Source organism: Plantibacter elymi (nom. nud.), assembly GCF_900177795.1.
Lineage (GTDB): Bacteria > Actinomycetota > Actinomycetes > Actinomycetales > Microbacteriaceae > Plantibacter > Plantibacter elymi.
On sequence record NZ_FXWJ01000005.1, the window covers coordinates 466,343 to 489,629 of the forward strand.

The 23,287-nt window shown below is 69.7% G+C and carries 20 protein-coding genes and 1 tRNA gene; 12 read left to right on the forward strand and 9 right to left on the reverse strand.

The features are described from left to right. Positions 1-69: 69 nt before the first annotated feature. The 5 genes from CCK91_RS17310 to CCK91_RS17330 are packed head-to-tail and all read right to left on the reverse strand — an operon-like array spanning position 70 to position 3,515. A complete protein-coding gene (locus CCK91_RS17310) occupies positions 70-738 on the reverse strand; it encodes a hypothetical protein (protein ID WP_086475059.1) in 669 nt (222 codons plus the stop codon). After that, positions 735-1,196 (reverse strand): hypothetical protein, encoded by a 462-nt coding sequence (locus CCK91_RS17315; protein ID WP_086475060.1) that lies wholly within the window; start codon positions 1,194-1,196, stop codon positions 735-737. The genes CCK91_RS17310 and CCK91_RS17315 overlap by 4 nt, the downstream gene beginning before the upstream one ends. Next, positions 1,193-1,852, reverse strand: a complete 660-nt coding sequence (locus CCK91_RS17320) for a hypothetical protein (protein WP_086475061.1) — start codon at positions 1,850-1,852, stop codon at positions 1,193-1,195. The genes CCK91_RS17315 and CCK91_RS17320 overlap by 4 nt, the downstream gene beginning before the upstream one ends. Beyond that, positions 1,849-3,222 carry a hypothetical protein gene (locus CCK91_RS17325; RefSeq protein ID WP_086475062.1) on the reverse strand — a complete coding sequence of 458 codons (1,374 nt, stop codon included), beginning with the start codon at positions 3,220-3,222 and terminating at the stop codon, positions 1,849-1,851. Before CCK91_RS17325 ends, CCK91_RS17320 begins: the two co-directional genes overlap by 4 nt. Then, complete coding sequence (locus CCK91_RS17330) at positions 3,219-3,515, reverse strand: hypothetical protein (RefSeq protein ID WP_086475063.1); 297 nt, start codon at positions 3,513-3,515, stop codon at positions 3,219-3,221. Before CCK91_RS17330 ends, CCK91_RS17325 begins: the two co-directional genes overlap by 4 nt. A gap of 132 nt (positions 3,516-3,647) precedes the next feature. Between CCK91_RS17330 and CCK91_RS17335 the strand changes: the two genes are divergently transcribed. Further along, a complete protein-coding gene (locus CCK91_RS17335) occupies positions 3,648-6,326 on the forward strand; it encodes a DNA polymerase III subunit gamma and tau (RefSeq protein ID WP_207568253.1) in 2,679 nt (892 codons plus the stop codon). A gap of 3 nt (positions 6,327-6,329) precedes the next feature. Continuing rightward, a complete protein-coding gene (gene recR, locus CCK91_RS17340) occupies positions 6,330-6,929 on the forward strand; it encodes a recombination mediator RecR (protein WP_056014479.1) in 600 nt (199 codons plus the stop codon). 134 nt (positions 6,930-7,063) lie between these two features. Here the strand turns inward: recR and CCK91_RS17345 are convergent, their stop codons facing one another. Next, positions 7,064-7,816 carry a GNAT family N-acetyltransferase gene (locus CCK91_RS17345; protein WP_064296091.1) on the reverse strand — a complete coding sequence of 251 codons (753 nt, stop codon included), beginning with the start codon at positions 7,814-7,816 and terminating at the stop codon, positions 7,064-7,066. Positions 7,817-8,028: 212 nt separating this feature from the next. On the opposite strand from CCK91_RS17345, the gene CCK91_RS17350 reads away from it, so the two are divergent. The 6 genes from CCK91_RS17350 (at position 8,029) to CCK91_RS17375 (ending at position 14,864) form a co-directional block, all read left to right on the forward strand. Then, positions 8,029-9,315 carry an aspartate kinase gene (locus CCK91_RS17350; protein ID WP_079706865.1) on the forward strand — a complete coding sequence of 429 codons (1,287 nt, stop codon included), beginning with the start codon at positions 8,029-8,031 and terminating at the stop codon, positions 9,313-9,315. A gap of 106 nt (positions 9,316-9,421) precedes the next feature. Continuing rightward, positions 9,422-10,489, forward strand: a complete 1,068-nt coding sequence (locus tag CCK91_RS17355; protein ID WP_086475065.1) for an aspartate-semialdehyde dehydrogenase — start codon at positions 9,422-9,424, stop codon at positions 10,487-10,489. Between the two features lie 34 nt (positions 10,490-10,523). After that, entirely contained in the window at positions 10,524-11,255 is a 732-nt protein-coding gene (locus CCK91_RS17360) for an SGNH/GDSL hydrolase family protein (protein ID WP_086475066.1), read from the forward strand. Positions 11,256-11,370: 115 nt separating this feature from the next. Further along, positions 11,371-12,837 carry a malate:quinone oxidoreductase gene (locus tag CCK91_RS17365; protein WP_086475067.1) on the forward strand — a complete coding sequence of 489 codons (1,467 nt, stop codon included), beginning with the start codon at positions 11,371-11,373 and terminating at the stop codon, positions 12,835-12,837. A 72-nt stretch (positions 12,838-12,909) separates the two neighbouring features. Continuing rightward, a complete protein-coding gene (locus CCK91_RS17370) occupies positions 12,910-13,557 on the forward strand; it encodes a thymidine kinase (RefSeq protein WP_086475068.1) in 648 nt (215 codons plus the stop codon). Continuing rightward, positions 13,554-14,864: a UDP-glucose dehydrogenase family protein gene (locus tag CCK91_RS17375; RefSeq protein ID WP_086475069.1), complete on the forward strand. Its 1,311-nt coding sequence runs from the start codon at positions 13,554-13,556 to the stop codon at positions 14,862-14,864. The genes CCK91_RS17370 and CCK91_RS17375 overlap by 4 nt, the downstream gene beginning before the upstream one ends. Here the strand turns inward: CCK91_RS17375 and CCK91_RS17380 are convergent. Further along, entirely contained in the window at positions 14,840-15,277 is a 438-nt protein-coding gene (locus tag CCK91_RS17380; protein ID WP_086475070.1) for a VanZ family protein, read from the reverse strand. The genes CCK91_RS17375 and CCK91_RS17380 overlap by 25 nt on opposite strands. 179 nt (positions 15,278-15,456) lie before the next feature. Between CCK91_RS17380 and CCK91_RS17385 the strand changes: the two genes are divergently transcribed. The 4 genes from CCK91_RS17385 to CCK91_RS17400 all read left to right on the forward strand — a co-directional run bounded on the left by CCK91_RS17385 (position 15,457) and on the right by CCK91_RS17400 (position 18,972). Continuing rightward, positions 15,457-17,256 (forward strand): DUF4012 domain-containing protein, encoded by a 1,800-nt coding sequence (locus CCK91_RS17385; protein ID WP_086475071.1) that lies wholly within the window; start codon positions 15,457-15,459, stop codon positions 17,254-17,256. A 123-nt stretch (positions 17,257-17,379) separates the two neighbouring features. Further along, a complete protein-coding gene (locus CCK91_RS17390) occupies positions 17,380-17,925 on the forward strand; it encodes a hypothetical protein (RefSeq protein ID WP_086475072.1) in 546 nt (181 codons plus the stop codon). Positions 17,926-18,235: 310 nt separating this feature from the next. Beyond that, positions 18,236-18,775 carry a hypothetical protein gene (locus tag CCK91_RS17395; protein WP_086475073.1) on the forward strand — a complete coding sequence of 180 codons (540 nt, stop codon included), beginning with the start codon at positions 18,236-18,238 and terminating at the stop codon, positions 18,773-18,775. Between the two features lie 123 nt (positions 18,776-18,898). Then, a tRNA-Pro gene (locus CCK91_RS17400) sits at positions 18,899-18,972 on the forward strand. A 536-nt stretch (positions 18,973-19,508) separates the two neighbouring features. Here the strand turns inward: CCK91_RS17400 and CCK91_RS17405 are convergent. After that, positions 19,509-20,483 carry a metallophosphoesterase gene (locus tag CCK91_RS17405; RefSeq protein ID WP_242664593.1) on the reverse strand — a complete coding sequence of 325 codons (975 nt, stop codon included), beginning with the start codon at positions 20,481-20,483 and terminating at the stop codon, positions 19,509-19,511. 148 nt (positions 20,484-20,631) lie between these two features. After that, positions 20,632-23,187 carry a transglycosylase domain-containing protein gene (locus CCK91_RS17410; protein WP_086475075.1) on the reverse strand — a complete coding sequence of 852 codons (2,556 nt, stop codon included), beginning with the start codon at positions 23,185-23,187 and terminating at the stop codon, positions 20,632-20,634. Between the last annotated feature and the right edge of the window lie 100 nt (positions 23,188-23,287).

Below are 23,287 nucleotides of genomic sequence, written 5' to 3' on the forward strand. Positions count from 1 at the left end.
CGCCCATTCCCGGGCGAGGGAACGTCCGTCCGCCCGAATCCGGGCGAACGGACGGACCGGCGCGGGACGTCAGCTCGGGTGGTCGGACTCGTCGAGCCACCGGAAGGTGTGCGCGACGGCGTCGACGAGGGCGACGAGGACTTCGATCGCCGACTGCGGGAGACGTTCGGACCCGACACGCCCGAGGACGCTGCAGGACAACACGAGGGCGAGGGAGCGAGGCCGGTCGACCTGCCGGGGGACGAAGTAGTCGATGCGCACCAGGTCGAGCGGCTTCCCGTCGGCGGTCTCGCGGTCGACCCGAAGCGCCCGGGTCACGGGCAGCGGCCCGAACCACTCATCGGTGATCGTCACCGGGCGGCCGCCGACGGGAGGCCGGGACCAACGCTCGGGCAGCCGGTCGTCGAGGTACCCGAGTCGGGCCTCCGCCGTCGCCTGCGCCACGAGGATGTTGGCTGGGATCATGGCGCCGCCGCGAGGAGCGACGGGCAACAGCACATCGACGCCGCCGTTCGCCGCGGCGTTCGAACGGAGCGCTCGCAGCTGGTCGCGGAGGACCGCTCTGAGCCTGGCGATCTCCGTCGACGACGCGCGAGCAGGGTCCGACGGCACCAGCCGATCGACGATCGCCTCGATGGGCTCCTCCGCCGGCAGATGGGCCCAACCGGGCGGGAGGACGAAGCCGTAGCGTCCGACAGCGGCACTCCGGGTGGCGCCCCCGTGTGTCGGCATGGTCATGGGTGCTCCGTTCCGGTTGTCCGGAGGTCGCGCGCGGCGTCGGCCGCGCGGCGCTCGGCCCAGAACGCGACGAGCTGACCGACGACGATCGCGGCGAGGCCGAGCCACACCGCGACGGCGAGATCGTGCGGCCACCCGGGGTCGAACGGGAGCTTCGCCTCGACGCGCTGCGAGACCAGCACCCCGGCGAGCTGGATGCCGCCGAAGACGCCGGCGAAGGCCTGTCCGGTACGTCGGTGCCGCCCCCACCAGGCGAGGCGCAGGGTGGGGACCAGGAGCGCGACCGGGAAGACCGCGTACCACCACGCCGCCGGCGTCCACGGTCTCGGACCGTCGCCGGGGAAGGCGAGGGGGACGACCGCCGCGATCAGCCACGTCACGATGAGGACGCCGGTTGCGAGCAGCGCGACGAGGACCGATCGGGGGACGGCGACGCGGGTCGATCCGGTCGCGGTCACGAGCGCCCCGCCTCCGGATCACCGGGAGCGGCGGACCCGCGAAGCACCTCGTCGAATGCCAGCGACCTCGCGAGGACGTCGAGTTCGGGCTGCAGTCGCGCCATGAGTGACAGGTCGTAGTCGGCATAGGCGATCGACACATAGGCCGTCTGGAGCCGCCAGCCGTAGCTGCGCACCGCCGTGAGCGTGCCGTCTGCCGCACGACGACGCTTCACCGCGACGACTCCGTCGCCGAGATGCGGCGAGACGAACGGCTCGATCTCCGGTACCCCGTCGAGCCCCGGCTGGTCCAGCTGGAGGAACGACTCGAGCGAGCGGTACGGACCGAGACGGGAATCCGTCGCGGTGATGCGGACGATGCGGGCCGGTCGGCTGAGATCCGGGGCGTAGGCCACGGACCAGGCGGTGCCGGTGCCGTCTCGACTCAGCGACAGCTGGATGAGGTCGTCCCGCAGGGCGGTCCGCTTGAGGAAGGCGAACCGTGAGCGCTTGGCCACCCGTCTGGACACGGCGTCCGCCCAGGAGCGCGGCTCGTCGAAGTCGCCGAAGGGCCACACGTGCGGGACCCAGTGCCAACGGTCGAGATCGATGCCGCGCAGGTGCACGGTGAGGACGGCCGGGTGGACCTCGGCGCCGCCTCGGGAGCCGTCGGTCACGGTCCGTCTCCGTCCGTCGTCCCTGCTCCGCTCAGCGAGGGGAAGGTCTGCGGTTCGATCAGGTCGAAGGCGAACGGTCCGTCGGGCGCCGGCCGGACGATGCCGTTGTGGCCGCCCGAATCGGTCGCCGTGTACGACCCTTCGAAGTCGGGCACCGTGGGCACGAGCGCGTACTCGTCGACCTGTTCGCGCTGCGTGTCGCCCGTGAGCGGGATCAGGGGGATCGGCTCCTGATGGGCGGCTGGAGCGCGATCGTTGGGTGCCAGGTCGGGCAATGCGCTGGGCGAGCCCGCGGCGATCGCCCTGCCCGTCGTCGTGCCGATCATCGCGAAGATGTCGATCTTGTTCGTGAGGTAGTACTCGGCGGCCGCCTGCTGATCCGCGCCCTGCCGTACGAGGGTGTCGAGGAAGTCGTCGGCGTTCGCGTTTCTCGACGTGGTCGTGGGGATGCCGGAGAGCGATCCGACACCTCCGGGCGGAGCATCCATGTTGCGGAGGAGCGCTTTGATCGGCCCCTTCGCGAAGCGGCTGAACGGGATGAGCCCGATGAGGTCCCACGTGAGCTGTGACTCCAGGCCGCGTTCGCCGGTTGCCATCGCGGCACCGGTCATGCCGGCTTGGAGCAGGCCGACCCCGAGTCCCATCGCACCGACGATCCCGATGGCGATCGGGATGCCGGGTACGGCGGCCAGGCCACCCGTCACGACGGTCGCGACGACGAGCGCGGCGATGGCGAGGACGGCGGCGATGACGAGGACGACGACCGCCGCCACCGTGAGGAAGTCGTAGACGGCACGACCCCAGTCGTCCCACCAGGTGTCGTTCATACCGTCGCCGTCGACGGCGGTGGTGATCATCGACGCGGCGGTGCGACCGGCGTTCTCTGCTCGGATCGTCGCGTTCTCCAGGTCGACCTGCGCCTGCGACTGGGCGATCCGTGCGAGTTCCAGGCGGTTCCAGGCCAGGTTCGACGTCTCCCGGGTGGACGCCGCGTCCGTCGCCGCAGGGTCTGCCTGCGCAGTCGCAGCGGCCTCGAACTTCTCCAGGTAGTCGGTGTTGGCGCTCGCATGCTCGCTGTCTGCGGCCTCAGCGGCGGCGATGGCGTCGCGTTCGTCCTGTTGCGCGGCTTCGAGCTCGGTCGCGTAGTAGTCGAGCGCCTGCTGCACCGCGCGGTAGCGGGGCTCGGTGAGCGCCAGGTTCTCTCCGAGGTACTCGGCGTTGTTCCGGTACTCGATGACCGCGAGGCTCGTCTGCTCGCCGAGCTCGATGGACTGCAGCTGGGCGGCCGCCTCGGTGATGGTGTCGGCGATGCTGCCGTACGTGCCCGCCCAGGTGCGGAGAGCAGCCGGGTCTCCTGCGATGGGGCTCATCCTTCGTCCTCGGTTCCTGCAGCGGCCGCCGCGCTGTCGGTCTCCCAGCTGTCGACCTCGTCGGCGATCGCGGTGCCGAGTCCGTTGAGCGTGGTGATGGCCTCGGAGAAGTCCTTTCGGCGGCTGTCCCAGCCTGCCGCGAACTCCTGCAGGGTCCTGGCGAGCAGCTCGTGCGGCACGAGGTCGCCGGCCGTGGCGGTGTTCTGCTCGGCCTCGTCGAACTCCGCTTTGATCACCGCGAGATTGGCGGTGGTGTCACGGATGAGCCCGGTGTCGACCACGAACTGGTCCATCGATACTCCTTTCGGCGGAAGCATCCAGTCTATGAAGCCGGGAACGCGCCCTCCATGGGGAGGACTCCCCACGCCCGTCGTCGGGTCCCGGGATCGGGCCGCGATGTCGGGGGCGACGGCTACCATTGGTGGGTGGTCACAGCTCTGTATCGCCGGTATCGGCCCGAGACGTTCGCCGACTTGATCGGTCAGGCGCAGGTGACCGATCCCCTCATGACGGCCCTGCGCACCAACCGCGTCAACCACGCGTACCTGTTCAGTGGTCCACGTGGTTGCGGCAAGACGACGTCCGCGCGCATCCTCGCCCGTTGCCTCAACTGCGCCGAGGGCCCGACCGACACCCCGTGCGGTGTCTGCGCGAGCTGCGTCGACCTCTCCCGCGACGGCTCCGGCTCGCTCGACGTCGTCGAGATCGACGCAGCCAGCCACAACGGTGTCGACGACGCCCGCGACCTCCGCGAGCGCGCGATCTTCGCGCCCGCGCGCGACCGCTACAAGATCTTCATCCTCGACGAGGCGCACATGGTCACCCCGCAGGGCTTCAACGCCCTGCTGAAGATCGTCGAGGAGCCACCGGAGCACGTGAAGTTCATCTTCGCGACGACCGAGCCCGACAAAGTGATCGGCACGATCCGCTCGCGCACCCACCACTACCCCTTCCGGCTCATCCCGCCGGCACAGATGCTCGACTACGTCCAGCAGCTGTGCGAGAGCGAGCACGTGGGTGTCGAGGCCGGCGTGCTGCCGCTCGTCGTCCGGGCCGGTGGCGGTTCCGCCCGCGACACGCTGTCCCTGCTCGACCAGCTGATGGCCGGCTCCGAGGGCGACTCCGTCGACTACGAGCGCGCGGTCGCCCTGCTCGGCTACACCCACACGGCGCTGCTCGACGAAGTGGTCGACGCCCTGGCCACCCGCGATTCCAGTGCCGCCTTCAGCACGGTGGACCGCGTCATCCAGACCGGCCAAGACCCACGTCGCTTCGTCGACGACCTGCTCGAGCGACTCCGCGACCTCATCGTCGTGGCCGCCACGGGCGAGAACGCGGCAGCGGTCCTCCGAGGGCTCCCGCAGGACGAACTCGACAAGATGCTGGCCCAGGCGCGGGCGTTCGGCATCGCCGAGCTGTCGCGCACGGCCGACGTCGTGAACGAGGCGCTCACCCAGATGACGGGCGCGACGTCGCCCCGGCTCCACCTCGAGCTCATGATGGCGCGCATCCTCGTGCCCGCAGCCGACGACTCCGCTCGTGGTGCGTTGGCACGGGTGGAGCGGCTCGAACGTCGCATCGGCGTCGAAGGAGCTGCCGCCGAGGGCGGCCAGGCAGCGGTCACGGCACAGCCTGCGGTCTCGGCGCAGACCGTGGTCGCCGACCGCGCTCCGGCCCCTGCCGGCGCGGTGCCCACGAGCACCGCGGCTCCCACCCCGACCACCGGTTCCACCGCGCCCGCACCTTCCGGCCCGTCCGCGGCTCCCGATCGTCGACCGGTGCAGGAGTCCGACCACGCGCAGCCCGCCGCCCCTCGGGTCGGCCCGGTCACCCTGCAGCACATCCGCGACGCCTGGCCCGAGATCGTGGCGCGGGTCGAGAAGGCCGACCGCAAGGCATGGATGATCGTCGTCAACACCCAGGTCGGCGGGTACTCGGACGACGACGTCCTGACGCTCGTCTTCGCGAACAACAGCGACCTCAACGACTTCAAGGCACGTCACGCCCCCGGCACCGGTGTCGCGGAGGTCCTGCGCACGGCGGTCCTCGACGTCCTCGGCGTGCGGGTGAAGTACCTCGCCAAGGTCGCCGGTGCCGACGAGCCGCCGGCACCGCGGGCCACTGCGCCCGCCACCGGCGCTCCGTCGTCGGAGTCGTCCGCCTGGTCGACCCCGAGCCTCCCGCAGACGGTCGCCGCCCCCGCCGCCCCGGAGTCGTCCGGCGGCACCGGCGGGTCGGGAGCCCGCTCCTCGTGGCCCACCGTCGCACCAGCCGGTGGCGAGTCCCCAGCCGCCGAGCCGACGAACGCCGATCCGTCGGCTGCTGCGTCGTCGGCACCCGCGTCGTCGGTCACCGCCCCGGTCGAGGAGCAGACCTCCGTGTCCGCTTCCTCGTGGGCGACGGTCGCGCCGCCGGCTGACGAGTCCGAGCCGTCCCCGGTCCCTGAGCCGTCTGCGGTCCCTGAGCCGTCTGCGGTCCCTGAACCTGTCGAAGGCCCCACGTCATCGCCCACGCCTGCCTCGGCGTCCCAGCCGTCCCCGGTCCCTGAGCCTGTCGAAGGGCCCACGTCGTCTGCCGCGCCTGCTTCGGCGACCCGGCCGTCTTCGGTCCCTGAGCCTGTCGAAGGGCAGCCCGGACGACCCGCCGGATCCGGAGCACCCGAGACGCCGGCCGGCTCACCCGCGCAGCGGCAGCCGTCGACCCCGCCGCGCCAGCAGGCACCAGCCCGAGGCCCGTCCAACGGCGACGCGCTCGGCTCGCGCACCGTCACCTGGGACGTCGTCTCGATCCCGTCAGACGACGACGCACCGCCGCCGGACGACGAGCCGCCGTACCCCGACCCGTTCGAGTCGTCGGCTCCTGCTCCGTCCCCTGCGGCCGGCGCGCCAGCAGTAGGTCCCGCCGGCGCACCGCAGGCCGCATCGGCTGCCGCGCCCGTCGCCGAGCAGCGCCCGCAGCCCCCGGTCCGGATGCGCCAGGCGCCTCCGGTGCCGACCACCCACCCCGCGGGCGACAACCGGTACGGCGAGAGCGTCGTCCGCGAGCTCCTCGGCGCCACATTCATCGAGGAGCAGCCGCACGAGCCGCGCTCCGGAGGGCGGTAGGCCATGTACGAGGGAATCGTCCAAGATCTGATCGACGAGTTCGGGCGGCTGCCCGGTATCGGTCCGAAGTCGGCGCAGCGCATCGCGTTCCACATCCTCCAAACGGAGTCGTTCGACGTGTCGAAGCTCGCCGAGTTGCTCACCGTCGTCCGCGAGAAGGTCAAGTTCTGCGAGATCTGCGGCAACATCTCCGAGCAGAACCTCTGCAGTGTGTGCCGCGACCCGCGCCGTAACCCGGCTCTGATCTGCGTCGTCGAGGAGCCGAAGGACGTCGTCGCCATCGAGCGCACGCGTGAGTTCCGCGGCTTCTACCATGTGCTCGGCGGCGCGATCAGTCCGATCGACGGCGTCGGCCCCGACGACCTGAACATCCGTCGCCTCATGCAGCGCCTCGCCGACGGCACCGTCACCGAGGTCATCATCGCGACCGACCCGAACCTCGAGGGGGAGGCGACCGCCACCTACCTCAGCCGGCTGCTCCTGCCGATGGGCATCCGTATCACGCGCCTCGCCTCCGGTCTCCCCGTCGGCGGCGACCTCGAGTACGCCGACGAGGTCACCCTCGGTCGTGCCTTCGAGGGTCGCACCGTCGTCAGCGGCTGATCACCCCGCCTCGTCGCCCGCCCCTCCACCCCCTCTTCTTGCCATCGGTCCGTTCTCAGGAGTCGGCCGGTGTGTCGGGGCTGGTGGGTTCCGCCGCGCCGACGGACTCCTGAGTCAGGGCAGCCGGGCGCGCCTCAGGCGTCGGCAGAGGGCGCCGGCCACTCGGCGACCACCGGGCGGGCCGACAGTTGTCGGCCGATGGCGGAGAAGCCGAGCTTGCGGGCGACGGCGCGTGAGCCGGGGTTCGTGTCGGCGGCCCGCCACTGGGGGAGGAGTCCGGCGGCGAGTGCGTGCTCGACCGCGGTCGAGGCGAGCCGGGTCGCGAGGCCGGTCCCACGAGCCTCCGGGGCGGTCAACGCCGTCACGTGCGCGACGCCCAACGGCCACGACCGGTAGCCGGCGACGGCGAGGACCCGACCGTGCTCGCGCACCGAGAACAGCGGAGACGTGATGCCGAAGATCCCGCTCTCCGAGGCCTCGTCGTCGCCCACCTTCGACAGCAGCGACTCGATGGCAGGGTCACTCGCCTTGCTCGCCACCACGTCGATCTCCTCGGCCGGTCGGAACCGCCCGGGCAGCAGGTAGTCGAGTGTCGCCGGTCCGAGGACCTCCGCGACCTGCACCCGTGAGCGGAGGAACTCGACCGTCCCGACGCTCCTCGGGGATTCGTCCTCGATGGCGAGCCGCCTGGCGGTGTCCTCGTCGGGCACGATCGCGAGGGCACTGCCGTCGATCTCGACGACGCCGATCCATCCGGGCGGGCACGCCATCGAGCCGGCGTTCACGACGACGGCGACGCGGCCGGCGGAGAACCGTGCGGTCGGCGAGGCGAGTCCCTGCCAGAGGCGTCGCACCGTCGCGAGCACCCGCGCGTCTTCCTGCTGCATAGGCCAACCCTACCGAGGCCCAACCGTCTCACCGCCGCAGGAGATCGGGCCGACAGCAGGACCGGACGGGCCGAAGCATCCTGCTGCCGGGCGGATCTCCTGCCTCTGAGCGGGTGAGGGTGCCCTTCGTCACATGAACGGCGCGGAATGCCCGGATGGGTAGGATGATCGCTGGGCCGCTCGTGCCCGCACCGACTTCCCCAGGAGATCCGATGGCATTGATCGTGCAGAAGTTCGGCGGGTCCTCCGTCGCGGACGCCGAGAGCATCAAGCGCGTGGCGAAGCGCATCGTGGAGACCCGCAAGGCGGGCAACGAGGTCGTCGTCGCCGTCTCGGCGATGGGCGACACGACCGACGAACTGCTCGACCTCGCCCACGAGGTGACGCCCATCCCGGCGCCCCGCGAGCTCGACATGCTGCTGTCCAGCGGTGAGCGCATCTCGATGGCGCTCCTCGCGATGGCGATCAGCAGCATGGGCTACGTCGCACGCTCCTTCACCGGCAGCCAGGCCGGCATGATCACCGACGCCCAGCACGGCGCCGCACGCATCGTCGACGTCACCCCCGTGCGCCTGCGCGAGGCCCTCGACGACGGTGCCATCGTCATCGTCGCCGGTTTCCAGGGCTTCAACCGCGACACCCGCGACATCACCACGCTCGGTCGCGGCGGCTCCGACACCACGGCCGTCGCGCTCGCCGCAGCCCTCGACGCCGACGTCTGCGAGATCTACACCGACGTCGACGGCATCTTCACCTCCGACCCCCGCGTCGTCCCGAAAGCCCGGAAGATCGACCGCATCTCCAGCGAGGAGATGCTGGAGCTCGCGGCCTCGGGTGCCAAAGTCCTCTACATCCGCGCCGTCGAGTACGCACGCCGCCACGGCGTCACCCTCCACGTCCGGTCGTCCTTCAACAACAACGAAGGCACGCTCGTCCTCAACGACGCGAGCCGCAACAACCCAGGAGCAGGTGAGGCACCCATGGAGCAGCCCATCGTCGCCGGAGTCGCGACCGACCTCAGCGAAGCCAAGATCACCGTCGTCGGTGTCCCCGACCTGCCGGGCAAGGCGGCGGAGATCTTCACGATCGTCGCGAAGTCGGGTGGCAATGTCGACATGATCGTCCAGAACGTGTCGACCGCCGTCTCCGGCGTCACGGACATCTCGTTCACCCTGCCGAAGCCCGAGGCGCAGCAGGTCCTCCGCGCGCTCGCGGCCGAGCAGGAGCGGGTGGGCTTCTCGGCCATCCAGCACGACGACCAGATCGGCAAGCTCGCCCTCGTCGGGGCCGGCATGCGCACGAACACCGGCGTCTCGGCGAAACTCTTCGAGGCACTCAGCGCAGCGGGCATCAACATCGAGATGATCTCCACCAGCGAGATCCGCATCTCGGTCGTGACGCGCGCCGACACCCTCAACAAGGCCGCCAACGTGGTCCACTCCGCGTTCGGTCTCGACGGCGAGGACGAAGCCGTCGTCCACGGCGGCACCGGCCGCTGAGCCGGCCCTTTCGGCAAGCCGAGCCGACCGAGGACCGACGGGCGCGATCCCGCCGATCCTGATGCAAGATGGTTCACAACAACCCCCTGAAACCAGAGGAATCCCCATGAGCAACGGTGTACGTGTCGGTGTCGTCGGAGCGACCGGTCAGGTCGGCAAGGTCATGCGCCGCCTGCTGGAGGAACGCGAGTTCCCGATCAGCGAGATCCGCTTCTTCGCGACGGCTCGCTCGGCGGGCACGACGCTCCCGTTCCGTGGCCAGGACATCGTGGTCGAGGACGTCGAGACGGCCGACCCGAGCGGCATCGACATCGCCCTGTTCTCGGCCGGCGCCACCGGCTCCCGCACGCAGGCTCCGCGGTTCGCCGCTGCCGGTGCACTCGTCATCGACAACTCGAGCGCGTGGCGGATGGACCCCGAGGTCCCGCTCGTCGTCAGCGAGGTGAACCCGCACGCCATCAAGGATGCGGTCAAGGGCATCGTCGCGAACCCCAACTGCACGACCATGGCGGCCATGCCGGTCCTCAAGGTCCTCGACGCCGAGGCCGGGCTCACGCGCCTCATCGTCAACACCTACCAGGCCGTCTCCGGGTCCGGGCTCGCCGGTGCGGCTGAACTCGCCGGCCAGATCGAGGCCGCGGTCGCTCAGGGCGACCTCACCCGACTCGTCCACGATGGTTCGGCGATCGACTTCCCGGCCCCCGAGAAGTACGTCGCCCCGATCGCCTTCGACGTCATCCCGCTCGCCGGTTCGATCGTCGACGACGGACTGGGCGAGACCGACGAGGAGAAGAAGCTCCGCAACGAGAGCCGGAAGATCCTCGAGCTCCCCGAGCTGCTCGTGTCGGGTACCTGCGTACGCGTGCCGGTGTTCACGGGCCACTCGCTCTCCATCAACGCCGAGTTCTCGCGCGACCTGTCGGCGGAACGAGCGATCGAGCTGCTCCGCGATGCTCCGGGCGTCCAGCTGTCGGACGTTCCGACGCCGCTCGAGGCCGCCGGTGCGGACCCGTCGTTCGTGGGGCGCATCCGTCCGGATCAGAGTGCGCCGGCCGGGAAGGGCCTCGCGCTGTTCATCTCGAACGACAACCTCCGCAAGGGTGCCGCCCTCAACGCGGTGCAGATCGCCGAGATCGTCGCCGCCGAGCTGCTCGCACAGCCCGCAACGGTCTGACCGGCCTTCCCTCCATCCGATCGGGGACGACGACATGGCCCGCCAGCGACCACGCCTGCGCCGACGGTGGTTGGCCGCGTTCATCGCGGCGGCCATCGCCGTCACCGCGGTGATCACCGTGAGTGGTCTGCGTGCCGACGTCCAGCAGACGACGGTCGCGCGCGCCGACACGGCCGGCTCCGAGGTCGCCGTCGGACCACTCGTCGCGTTCTACGGCGACTCGTACACGAAGGGCTCGGCGGCGTCGTCGCCGGCCGCCCGCTGGTCATCGCTCGTCGCGCAGGCCGAGGGTTGGACGGAGTACAACGCCGGCTACCCGGGTCTCGGGTTCGTCCGCAAGCGCGACAAGGTCGGCGACGTCACGGGCGATGTCATCGCGCAGCACCCCGAGGTCCTCATCGTCGCGCTCGGCATCAACGACAACTTCGAGTGGACCGGCAACGAGCAGGCGATCCAGGAGGCGATCCTGCCGGAGTTCCAGCGGCTGCGCGACGGGCTGCCCGGCACCCGCATCATCGTGGTGGAGCCCTGGTGGTACACCGCTGAGCGGCCGGCGTCCGTCGATCAGATCATCGGATGGGTGCACGACGCCGCCGACACCATCGGGGCCGACTACATCTCCGGTGCGTCGCACTGGCTGGACGAGGACCCGGCGACCTGGATCTCAGCCGACGGCCTCCACCCGAGCGACGCCGGGTACGCGCACCTCGCGCAGCGCATGCTCGAGGAGCTCGACGCCCTCACCCCTGCGCTCCCCGGACGCTGAGCCGGCGGCCAGGCAGTCGGGACGAAGTGTCTCGACATCGAGCGATCTCACCGCACGCGATCAGCGACAGCACGCGGGTGGAGAGCTCGGGCCTCGCCGCGACTAGACTGCTCTGGTGACCGAAACCATCGACGTAGCCCTCATTGGTGGTGGCATCATGAGCGCCACGCTCGCCGCCCTCATCCACCAGGTGCAGCCTGACTGGAAGGTCGAGGTGTACGAGCGCCTGAGCGACGTCGCACTCGAGAGCTCCAACCCCTGGAACAACGCCGGGACGGGCCACGCCGCGCTGTGCGAGCTCAACTACATGCCGCAGGACGCCCACGGCCAGGTCGACCCGGCGAAGGCCATCGGCATCAACGAGCAGTTCCAGCTCAGCCGTCAGTTCTGGTCGCACCTCGTCGAGGAGGGCCTGCTCGGCGCACCCGACACCTTCATCAACCCGACCCCGCACATGACCTTCGTGCGCGGCGAGAAGGACGTGGAATACCTCCGGAAGCGCTACGAGGCACTCAAGGACCAGCCGCTCTTCGCCGGCATCGAGTTCTCGGAGGACCCGGCCGTCATCGCCGAGTGGGCTCCGCTCCTCATCAACCGTCGTGCCGTCGGGGAACGCATCGCGGCCACCCGGATCACCGCGGGCACCGACGTCGACTTCGGTTCGCTGACGCACAAGCTCTTCGGTGCGGCACCGAACACGCACGTCCGCACCAACCACGAGGTCCGGTCGCTCAAGCGGCTGAAGGACGGCACGTGGCGCATCCGTGGCCGCCAGACCCTCGGTCGTTCACCGATGGAGATCAACGCCCGCTTCGTCTTCGTCGGCGCCGGCGGATGGGCGCTCAAGCTGTTGCAGAAGTCCGGCATCCCCGAGATCAAGGGCTACGGCGTCTTCCCCATCGGCGGGCAGTTCCTCCGCACCGACAACCCTGCAGTGGTCTCGAAGCACCAGGCCAAGGTCTACAGCCAGGCCTCGGTGGGCGCGCCGCCGATGTCGGTCCCACACCTCGACACCCGCGTCGTCGACGGTCAGGCGAGCCTCCTCTTCGGTCCGTACGCGACGTTCAGCCCGAAGTTCCTCAAGCGCGGATCGATGCTCGACCTCGTCACCCAGGTACGCCCGCACAACCTCCTCCCGATGCTGGCGGTCGCCAAGGACAACCCGAGCCTCATCACGTACCTCATCGGCCAGCTCCTGCAGTCCCGCAAGCAGAAGATGGACAGCCTCCGCGAATTCCTGCCGACGGCGAAGGACGAGGACTGGTACCTCATCGAGGCCGGGCAGCGCGCCCAGGTCATGAAGAAGGACAAGGCCAAGGGCGGCGTCCTGCAGTTCGGCACCGAGGTCATCACGGGCGCGGACGGCACGATCGCGGGACTGCTGGGCGCTTCCCCCGGCGCGTCGACGGCCGTACCCATCATGCTCGACGTCCTGCGCAAGTGCTTCCCCGACCGGATGACCGCGTGGGAGCCGAGGCTCCGCGAGATGATCCCGACCTACGGCTCGACGCTGAACGACGTGCCCGCGACGGCCGCGAAGGTCCTCGAGAGCACCGCCGAAGCCCTCGACATCTCGCTGTAGCCGCTGCACGGGCGCTCGCCCGGTCTGTCGTCGGATGCCACAGGTGTAGCTCGGGAACCCTAAGCTTGCCTGGTGGCGAAACTGTACTTCCGATACGGGGCGATGAACTCCGGCAAGAGCACCGCTTTGCTCCAGGCGGCGTTCAACTACGAGGAGCGCGGCCACCGCGTCCTCCTCGCCAAGCCCTCCCTCGACACCAAGGGCGATGCCGCCATCGTCAGTCGCCTCGGCGTGACCCGCGACGCCGACTTCCTTCTCGGTCCTGACGACGACGCCGTCCGGGTGTTCGCGGAGCACCGTCGCCGCGTGGCGCAGGAGACCAGCCAGGACGTCAGCTGCCTGCTCGTCGACGAAGCCCAGTTCCTCCACGGGGAGCAGGTGGACGACCTGCTGCGGATCGCGCTGCTCGAGGGCATCCCGGTCCTCGCCTACGGCATCCGGACCGACTTCCAGACCGTCGCGTTCCCCGGGAGCCGCCGCCTCCTCGAAGTGGCCCACAGCCTCGAGGAACTCAAGACGATCTGCCGGTGTGGTCGGAAGGCGATCTTCAACGGTCGGCGGTTCGGCGACACCTTCGTGTTCGACGGCGACCAGGTCGCCATCGACGGCACCACCGTCACCTACGAATCGCTCTGCGGCGTCTGCTACCTGCAGGAGTCCGGCGGACGTCTCTCCAGCACCCCCACCGCTCGTCCCACCAACGAAGGATCACACGCATGAAGCTCTCCGTCATCGGCTGCGGCTACCTCGGGGCAGTGCACGCCGCCGCCATGGCATCGATCGGGCACGAGGTCGTCGGTATCGACGTCGACCCGGCCAAGATCGAGGCGCTCGCCGCCGGGCGCTCACCGATCTTCGAGCCCGGCCTACCGGGGCTGCTGCTGGCAGGCGTCGAGTCGGGCCGCCTGCGGTTCAGCACGGACATGGCCGATGCGGCCGGGGCCACCATGCACTTCGTCGCGGTCGGCACGCCGCAGAAGGCCGGCTCCAACGCGGCCGACCTGCGCTACGTTGACGCGGCGGTGACGGCACTCCTGCCGCATCTGTCGGCAGGCGACGTCGTCGTCGGCAAGTCGACCGTCCCCGTCGGCACCGCTGCGCGGCTCGCTGAACTCGTCGCCCCGACCGGCGCCGTACTCGCATGGAACCCCGAGTTCCTGCGGGAAGGCTTCGCCGTACAGGACACCATCGCGCCCGACCGACTCGTGTACGGGCTGCCGCCGGCTCCCGAGGACGCCGCCGTCGCGCGAGCCGCCTTCGACGAGGTCTACGCCCAGGCACTCTCGACCGGCACACCGCTCGTTGCCACCGGGTACTCGACCGCGGAGCTCGTGAAGGTCGCCGCGAACGCGTTCCTCGCCACGAAGATCTCCTTCATCAACGCGATGGCGGAGATCGCCGAGGTCACCGACGCCGACGTCACGGAGCTCGCCGACGCGATCGGCTACGACGCCCGGATCGGTCGCCGCTTCCTCAACGCCGGTGTCGGGTTCGGCGGCGGCTGCCTGCCGAAGGACATCCGCGCCTTCACCGCTCGCGCCGAGGAGCTCGGTCGTGGGGAGTCGGTCGCCTTCCTCAAGGAGGTCGACGCGATCAACCTGCGTCGCCGCCAGCGCGTCATCGACCTCGTCGTCGAGGAGCTCGGCGGGAGCGCCTACCAGAAGCGGGTCGCGGTGCTCGGGCTCGCCTTCAAGCCCGACAGCGACGACGTCCGCGACTCGCCGGCCCTCGACGTCGCCGTCGGCCTCAACGGCCTCGGCGCAGTGGTGCTCGCCTTCGATCCGGAAGCCGTCCCCAACGCGCGTCGGCTCCACCCGCAGCTGACGTTCGCGGACTCGGCCGAGCAGGCCGTGACGGACGCGGACATCGTCGTCGTCGTGACCGAGTGGAAGGCGTTCCGCGCCTTGGACCCGTCGGCCGTCGCCGAGTTGACCGCGGGCAAGACGATCGTGGACGGACGCAACTGCCTCGACGTGGACGCCTGGCGGGGCGCCGGGTGGCGTTACATCGGTCTCGGTCGTCCGTGACCGGCGACGAGTAGCCGGACGACGAGCACGATCGTCGCGCCGAGCAGTCCTCCGGCCGCATTGGCGTAGACGTCGGCGATCGTCGCGACGCGCTCGGGGAGCAGGGTCTGTCCGAGTTCGATCACGACCGAGAACAGGGTCGTCGTCAGCGGCGCGATCCACCAGAGCCGCAGCGGCAGCTCCAGGGCGAGCAGGGCACCGAGCGGGATGAACAGCACGACGTTCGCGGCGGATTCGACGAAGCGGTAGTCGAACCATGCCGGGGCACCGGCGGCCTGCAACCGGTCGAGGATCGCGAGCAGCGTCGTCCGGCCGTCGGCGTCGACTGGCGTCGGCCAGAATGCGATGCCGAGCATGACGCACAGGCAGAGCAGCAGCAGGATCCCGATCACGATGCGCGGCGTGCGGGTCATCTGCGGTGCGGCTCCGGATCGGTCGACAAGGGTGCTGACAGCACCCCGTAATCGTAGGCCATGAGCGGCCGTGAACCCGGTTGTCGCGTGCGCCGTCCACCCCTGAAAGGGGGCGTGCACCGACCCTCGGAAGCCGTCACCCGGCGGTTAGGCTGTGCCTACCCGAACAAGGAGCACTCTTGGCTGACCCACGCCCGGCGACGGCCGGCATCCGCCTGCCCGGCCGTCGGCGTTCGCGTCTGTGGTGGATCGCACTCGCCGTCCTCCTCGTCGTCCTCGCGCTCGGAGCATGGCTCGGCATCCGGGCGTCTCTGGCGAAGAACGCGCTCGAAGCCGCCCAGTCGGAGGCGAAGTCGCTCCAGTCGGCCGTGCTCGCGGGCGACGCGAGCGGCACCGAGGCCACGCAGCGAGCACTCACCAAGCACACCGGCGAGGCGGTGTCCCTGACGAGCGATCCCATCTGGCGGGCGGCCGAGGCGGTCCCCTTCCTCGGCGTGAACTTCTCCGCGGTGCGACAGGCTGCCGCCGCGACCGCCGACGTGGCGGTCGATGTCGTGCCGAAGGTCGTCGAGATCGCCGATCAGGTCAACCTGTCGTCCCTGCTCCCCGGGGACGGCTCGATCGCGACGGAGCCGCTCCGCGCCGTCGCGCCGACCGTGGCCGAGGCGGCAGCATCGGCCGACGCCATCGCCGGGCGCGTGGACACGATCGGCACGGACGGCGCGCTGCCGGTGGTCGCCGACGCCGTCGAGAAGCTCACCCGGACGATCACCGGTGCCTCCACGATGCTCGACACCGCGGCGCGGGCCACGGCGCTCCTGCCGGACATGGCGGGTGGAGCCGGCCCCCGGAACATCATGGTGATGATCCAGAACAACGCGGAGCTGCGCTCGAGCGGTGGCATCGCCGGGGCGGTGGCCCTCATCCACGCGGAGAACGGCGTCATCTCCTTCGTCGGCACCCGGGGGAGCGACGACTTCTCCGGGTTCCCCGCCCCCGTGCTGCCACTCACCCCGTTCGAGCAGAACGTCTACACCGACAACCTCGGTCGGTACATCCAGGACACCAACCTCACGGTCGACTTCAGCCGCACCGGGGAGCTCGCCGCAGCCATGGGGACCCAGGTGTTCGGCGTGCCCATCGACACCGTGGTCGCCGTCGACCCCTACGTCCTCGCACACCTGCTGGAGGCGACCGGACCCGTCGCCCTTCCGGACGGCACCGAGCTCACCGCCGACAACGCCGCGAAGACGCTGCTGAGCGACGTCTACGCCCGGTTCCCCGACCGGCTCGTCCAGGACGCGTTCTTCGCCGCGGTCTCGGGTGCGGTGTTCGAGGGCATGATCTCCCGCTCGCCCGACCCCGGGGCGCTCGTCCAGGCCCTGTCCGAGTCCGGCGCGGAGAACCGTCTCCACGTGTGGAGTGCGGTCCCCGCCGAACAGGCGTTGATCGCCCAGACGAGCCTCGCCGGGATCCCACCGGCGACCGATGACGCGGCCGTGTACACCGGGGTCTACCTCGAGGACCTGACCCGCGCGAAGATGGACTACTACCTGGAGACGAAGGTCGACATCCGCGACGCCCGGTGCACGAAGCAGGGCGCCGAGTACGTCGTCGCCGTGACCCTGACGTCCACCGCGCCGGCGGATGCCGCGACTTCGCTGCCGGACTACGTGACCGCGGGCGGGCGCTTCGGCACCCCCGCGGGAGACATCGCGACGCGCGTCGTGATCCACGGTCCGCTCGGCGCAACCCTGCTCGGTGCGAGCGACGGCGAGGACCTGCCGGTCAAGGCCGTGGCCGACCCGAACGGGCGTCTCTACGCCCAGACCGACGTGACCCTCACTCCGGGGGCGACAACGGAACTCGTCTTCACGGTGCTCGCTCCGAAGGCCTCCGACGTACCCCCAAACCTGGTCACAACCCCCGGAATCACGGGCAAAACGACCATTTCGGCCTTCCCTCGGTGCGGCTCCTGACATAGCATGACAACACCTCAGGAAGCCACGCACCCGAATTCGTGACCCTGGGGAACCTCGCGCGGACGCCCACCCGAAATCGGCGGACGCAGGGGGTATTCGACGTTCCTTGGGGATATCAACATGAAGCGCACCCTTGCCCTAGCATCGCTCTGCCTCCTGGCAGTCTTCGCGGCCCCGACCGCCGCGAGTGCAGCGACCGACTCGTCCACCTACGGCCCTGCCGGCTGTGCGACCCTCACACCGGTGTCGGTGACCCAGGGGGAGTCGACCGTCTTCCGCTGCGACGGCACCTTCGATCCCGGCACTCCGGTGACGGTCACGGTCGCCGGGCCCGGCTGCAGCATTCCCGCTGCGAAGCCGAACACCGCCGGCGCGACCGAACAGGCCGCCGAACAGAGCGCCGTCCCGACGTCCGGCACGTTCAGCACCGACGCCGCCCGCGCGTTCGCGGTGACGATCGAGACCAGCAAGACCGCCTCCGGCACCTGCATGGTCACGGCGACCCAGGGCGCGACCACGGAGAGCGCCTCCTTCCAGGTCTCGGAGCGCGAGTTCGCCTCGACCGGCTTCGACGGTGGAGCGCTGCCGTGGATCGGCGGAGGCCTCCTCGTCGTCGGTGCCGGCGTCGTCGGCGCGATGGCGATCCGTCGCCGCAAGACGGCCTGATCCGTCGGTCGGGATGCGTGGTCCGGGCGGTCATCCGCTCGGACCACCGATCCCGACGGGAGGGCACCTCACCCTCCTGGACGGCGGCGTGGCACGGTTCTCGCCCGGCTTGGCGTCAGACGGACAGGTCGTACCCCCAAAGGTGGTCACATCCGCGGAATTCCGCGGTTTTTCAGCCCTCGTGAGATGACGGCTGCCCTAGCATGATGACGGCCATGGAGGCCACGAGTGATCAGTGCTCGGCTCCAGGCCGTGTCCGCATGTCGCATCACGCAGCGCATGCGCCATCCGCACACCTAGGGGCCCGCACATGAAACGAACTCTCTCCGCCGCCGCACTCGTCCTCCTCGCCGTCGTCGCGCTGCCCACCGCAGCCAACGCGCTCGAGGGCGACAGCTACGGTCCTGGCAGCTGCAACTCGATCACACCGGCGAGCGTCGCGCGCGGCGCGGCCGTCTCATACTCGTGCTCGGACTTCTGGGCGGCGAACCAGACGGTGTCGATCACCATCGACTCCTCCGCGGCCGGCGCCTCCGCTCGCACGCTGTCGACCGTCGCCGACGCCGCCGGCGACATCCAGGTCTCCATCGACACCGCTGCGGACCCTGCCGGCACCTACACGCTGACCGCGACCCAGGGTGCCGTGACCGACTCGTCGGACTTCACCGTGCTGGACCCCGCAGATGCTGCTGCGGCCGCCGCATCAGCATCCGACCCGTCTGCCGGAGGCAACGCCCTCGCCGACACCGGGTTCGCCGGAACCGCCCTCCCGTGGGTCGCCGGCGGGCTCCTCGCCGTCGGTGCCGCCGCGCTCGGTACCGTGGTCGTTCGTCGCCGCCAGCAGGCGTGAGAGCACGGGTCGGCCGGGCGGCGATGGCGGCGTCCGGCTGATCCGGTCCGGGATCCACCGATTCCAGGAAGTGGCGAACAGCCGCTGAAAAATCGGCTATCCTAGACAAGGCCTTCGGGCCATCGGGGTGTGGCGCAGTTTGGTAGCGCGCTTCGTTCGGGACGAAGAGGTCGTGGGTTCAAATCCCGCTACCCCGACAGCAAAGCCCGGTCAGACGAGAAATCGTCTGGCCGGGCTTCTCTGTTTCCTCGGCTGGTGGTCCGCCGGGCTGGCGGGTTGCACATCCCGCTACCCCGACAGTACAAGCCCGGCAGATACGCAAGTATCCGCCGGGCTTCTCTGTTTCTCCGGGGGTCCCGGTCCCTGAGCCTGTCGAAGGGCGGCCACCACCGGGGGTCTCGGTCCCTGAGCTTGTCGAAGGGCAGCACTTCGACAAGCTCAGTGACCGGCGGAGGGCGCTCAGTGACCGGCGGAGGGCGCTCGATACCAGCGGAGGATGCTCGGTCCCGGGGGTCTCGGTCCCTGAGCCTGTCGAAGGGCGGCCACCGCCGGGGGTCCCGGTCCCTGAGCCTGTCGAAGGGCAGCCACCACCGGGGGTCTCGGTCCCTGAGCTTGTCGAAGGGCAGCACTTCGACAAGCTCAGTGACCGGCGGAGGGCGCTCAGTGACCGGCGGAGGGCGCTCGGTCCCGGGGGTCCCGGTCCCTGAGCCTGTCGAAGGGCAGTCGGCCCCGGTCAGACCACCGTGCGACGGGGGAGGAGCGTCACGAGCGACGCCTCCGGCCGACAGGCGAAGCGCACGGGCGCATAGATGGACGTCCCGACACCCGCCGAGACGTTCAGGTACGCCGAGCGGAGGGCATGACGCCAGACGCTGAGCCCCTTCACCTGCTTGCGAGGGATGTCGCAGTTCGTCACGAGTGCCCCGTAGCCCGGCACACAGACCTGGCCGCCGTGGGTGTGCCCCGCGAAGATGAACTGCGCCCCCTGCGTCACGAACGCGTCGAGCACGCGCCGATACGGAGCGTGCATCACGCCCACGGTCACGGTGTGCGCCAGCGACGGGTCGTCGGTCTCCAACGTCTCCGCGTCCAACCGTTCGTCGATGAGCGCCGTGAGCGTGTCCAGGCGGTCGAAGTGCTTGTGCGGGTCGTCGACGCCGAACAGGTCGAGGCGGGTCCCGCGGACCGAGATCTCACCGACCGCGTTGTTGAGGTCGATCCAGCCGAGTTCGTCCATGAAGAACCGCTCGAGCGCGCCAGTGTCGAGGGTCGTCGGGGAGACGTGCTTCGAGGAGGTCTGTGTGAAGTACTTGAAGGGGTTCTTCGCAGACGGCCCGTAGTAGTCGTTCGAGCCGTGCACGAACGCCCCCGGAATCCCGGCGAACACCGAGAGCGCAGCCCGGATCCCGTCGATGCCCTGCTCGTGTCCCAGATTGTCGCCCGTGTTGATCACGACGTCCGGCCGGAGATCCGCCAGCGACCGCAGCCAGGCCTGCTTCCGGCGCTGCCAGGGCGCCATGTGGAGGTCGGACAGGTGCAGCACGGTGATCGGCTCGGCGTCGTGTGGGAGGACCGGGGCGGTCACCCGGCGCAGCGTGAACGCGTTGCGCTCGATGACCGACGCGTACCCGAAGGTGAGGGCCCCGAGCCCTGCCGCGACGGCCGCTGCCGTTCCGAGTCTGCCGCCGGTGCTCATGGGTGCCGCCATCGATCGTCTCCTCCTCGGTCGCAGAGTGGTGCCGACCGTCCCACGAGCGTACCCGCTGGCCCCTCCGAAGACGCCCGGAGCGGTCCCCGCACAGACGACGGAGGGCCCGATCGAATCCGATCGGGCCCTCCATGCTGGCGTCAGGACGCTAACAGCTGGTCTTGGAGACCGTCACCGTCACCTTGCCGTCCTTGCGCGCCGCCGTACCGGCCGGTGGATCGACGCCGGTCACCTTCGGGGTCGTCGCCGCGGGATCGACCACGCATTTCTGGCCGACGTTCGCGAAGCCGGCACCCTGGAGGGCCGCCTTCGCCTCGTCGTACGTCGCGGCGCCGCTCACGTCGGGGACGGTCGCCAGGAGGCCGTTGCTGGTGTACACGGTCACGATGGAACCCTTCGGCACCGTGCCCGACGGGTTCGTGCTTGCGGCCTGGCCTGCTGGCAGTGCAGAGTCGCCGGCGCCGCCGTTCGCGAAGCCGAACCCTGCGTCCTCGAGGAGCTTCTGCGCTTCCTCGATCGTCTTCCCAGCGACGTCCGGCACCTGCACCGACTGGCCGTTGATGAGCGACGGGTCCGCTTCACCGAACGCGTCGCCGCCGAACTTCGCGTTGGCAACAGCCATGATCTTCGGCCAGATCTCGTGACGCAGCACCGCTACCTGCGTTCCGCTGAAGTAGGTCCGGCGCAGGTTCACGTGCCCGCTCGCGTTGAAGACGCCGACCACGGTGGCAGCCTTGGTGCTCGCACCGCTCATCCAGGTGGCTTCGTTGTTGTCGGTCGTGCCGGTCTTGCCGATGAGCGGGATACCGTCGCCGATGCGCGAGCTGACGGCGGTTCCGCCGCCGGAGAACGTCGACTGGAGCGCGACGTTCGCCGTCGCAGCCACGTTCGTCTCGAGTCCCTGGCGACAGTTCGCCGCAGGTACGGGGATCTCGGTGCCGTCGGGCTTCACGACGCGATCGATCGCGATCGGGTCGCAGGTGATTCCACCCGCAGCGAAACTCGCGAAGGCGGTCGCCATGCTGAGCGGAGCGATCTCATTCGTGCCGAGCACGGTCGCCGGGGTCTGCACCAGCGGAGTACCGTCTGCGCGGTGGACCCCCATGGCTTCGGCGGTCTTGCGGATGCCGCAGAGGTCCAGCTGCTTCGCCATCGCGATGAAGCCGGTGTTGATCGACGCCTTGGTGGACTGTGCTGCCGTGTACTGGCCGCCGTTACCGCCCTCGTCGTTGCCGGGGTTCCAGTCGGACCCGGCGTAGACGGTGCCGCCGTCGGCGCACGAGTCCTTGAACGTGCCCCAAGGGGAGCGCTTGCGTCCGTCGACGCCCTCGTTCAGGCCGTGACCCTCCTTGAGCCATTCGGCCAGCGTGAAGGTCTTGTACGTCGATCCGGGTTGGAAGCCGGTCGAGCCGCCGTACTCTTCGTCGGTGTTGTAGTTGACTGCAGAGAAGTTCGCTCCGGTGGCCAGGACGTCGGGGTCGTTCGAGTAGTCCTTGTTCTGCGCCATCGCGAGGATGCGGCCGGTGCCTGGCTGAACCGTGACCCCGACTGCGCCGATGTCGAGCTGTTCGCTGACCTTCGGGATGTACTCGTCGACCGCATTCTGCGCCGCGGCCTGAAGATCGAGGTCGAGCGTCGTGAACACGCTGTAGCCGCCACGGTTGAAGGCCGCCCAGCGCTCATCCTCGGTGGCGCCGAAGATCGGGTTGTTCTGGAACACGCGTGTGACGTAGTCGCAGAAGAATCCGGCGCCAGGGCTGACGTTGACCGCCGTCTGGCAACCCGTGCTCGCCGGGTTGATGGTGGGCGTGATCGCCGTCACGATCGCGGCGTCGTACTGCGCCTGCGTGATCTTGCTCTCCTTGATCATCTGATCGAGGACGTAGTTCCGGCGTTCGAGGGTGAGCGCATAGCCGTTCGCCGCGCCGTTCGTCTCGCTCTCCGGACGGTCGAGACGCAGGGTCTCCGGGTTGTTCACGATCGCCATCAGTGCAGCGGCCTGCTCGAGGGTGAGGTTGGCGGCGGAGGTCGCGAAGTAGTAGTTGGCCGCAGCCTCGATGCCGTAGGTGCGGCCGCCGAAGCCGGCGATGTTGAGGTAGCCGCGCAGGATGTCCTGCTTGCCGTAGCGCTTCTCGAGGCCGATGGCCATGCGCATCTCCTTGAGCTTGCGCTCCGGGGTCGCCTTCGTCGCCTCTTCGTACGCGGCCTTCATCTTGGCCTCGTCGGTGATCGCTTCGGCCTTCTGCACGAGCACGTTCTTCACGTACTGCTGGGTGATGGACGAACCACCCTGCAGGTCGCGGCCGGTCGCGCTGATCGCGACGGCGCGGATGGTACCCGTGAGGTCGACGCCACCGTGCTCGTAGAAGCGCGGGTCTTCAGCGGACACCGCGGCGTCCTTGACGAACTGGTTGATCTGGTCCCAGCCGACCTCGATGCGGTTCTGCTGGTAGAAGGACGCGAGCAGCTGCGGGGTTCCGGCACTGTCGGTCGCGTAGATGCTCGACTTCTGCGCCAGCTCGTCGAGGCCCAGGTAGTCGGGGATGCCGTCGAAGATGTTGATCGTGCTGTTGGTCGCCATCCCGGTGACAGCGAGCGCCGGCGTGATGGTGGCGGTGACGAGGACACCCGCTGCGACGCTCAGCCCGAGAAAGCCGAGGAAGCCGCCGAGCACACCGGTGGCCGTGCGATGTTGTTGAGGCATGGATCGATGCTAAGCGACAATCCTGAAAAAGGCCCGCTCAGCGCCGCGTTGAAACCGGATCGTTGCCGCCGCGCGATGGTCTGCGGCTGCCGGGGACGAA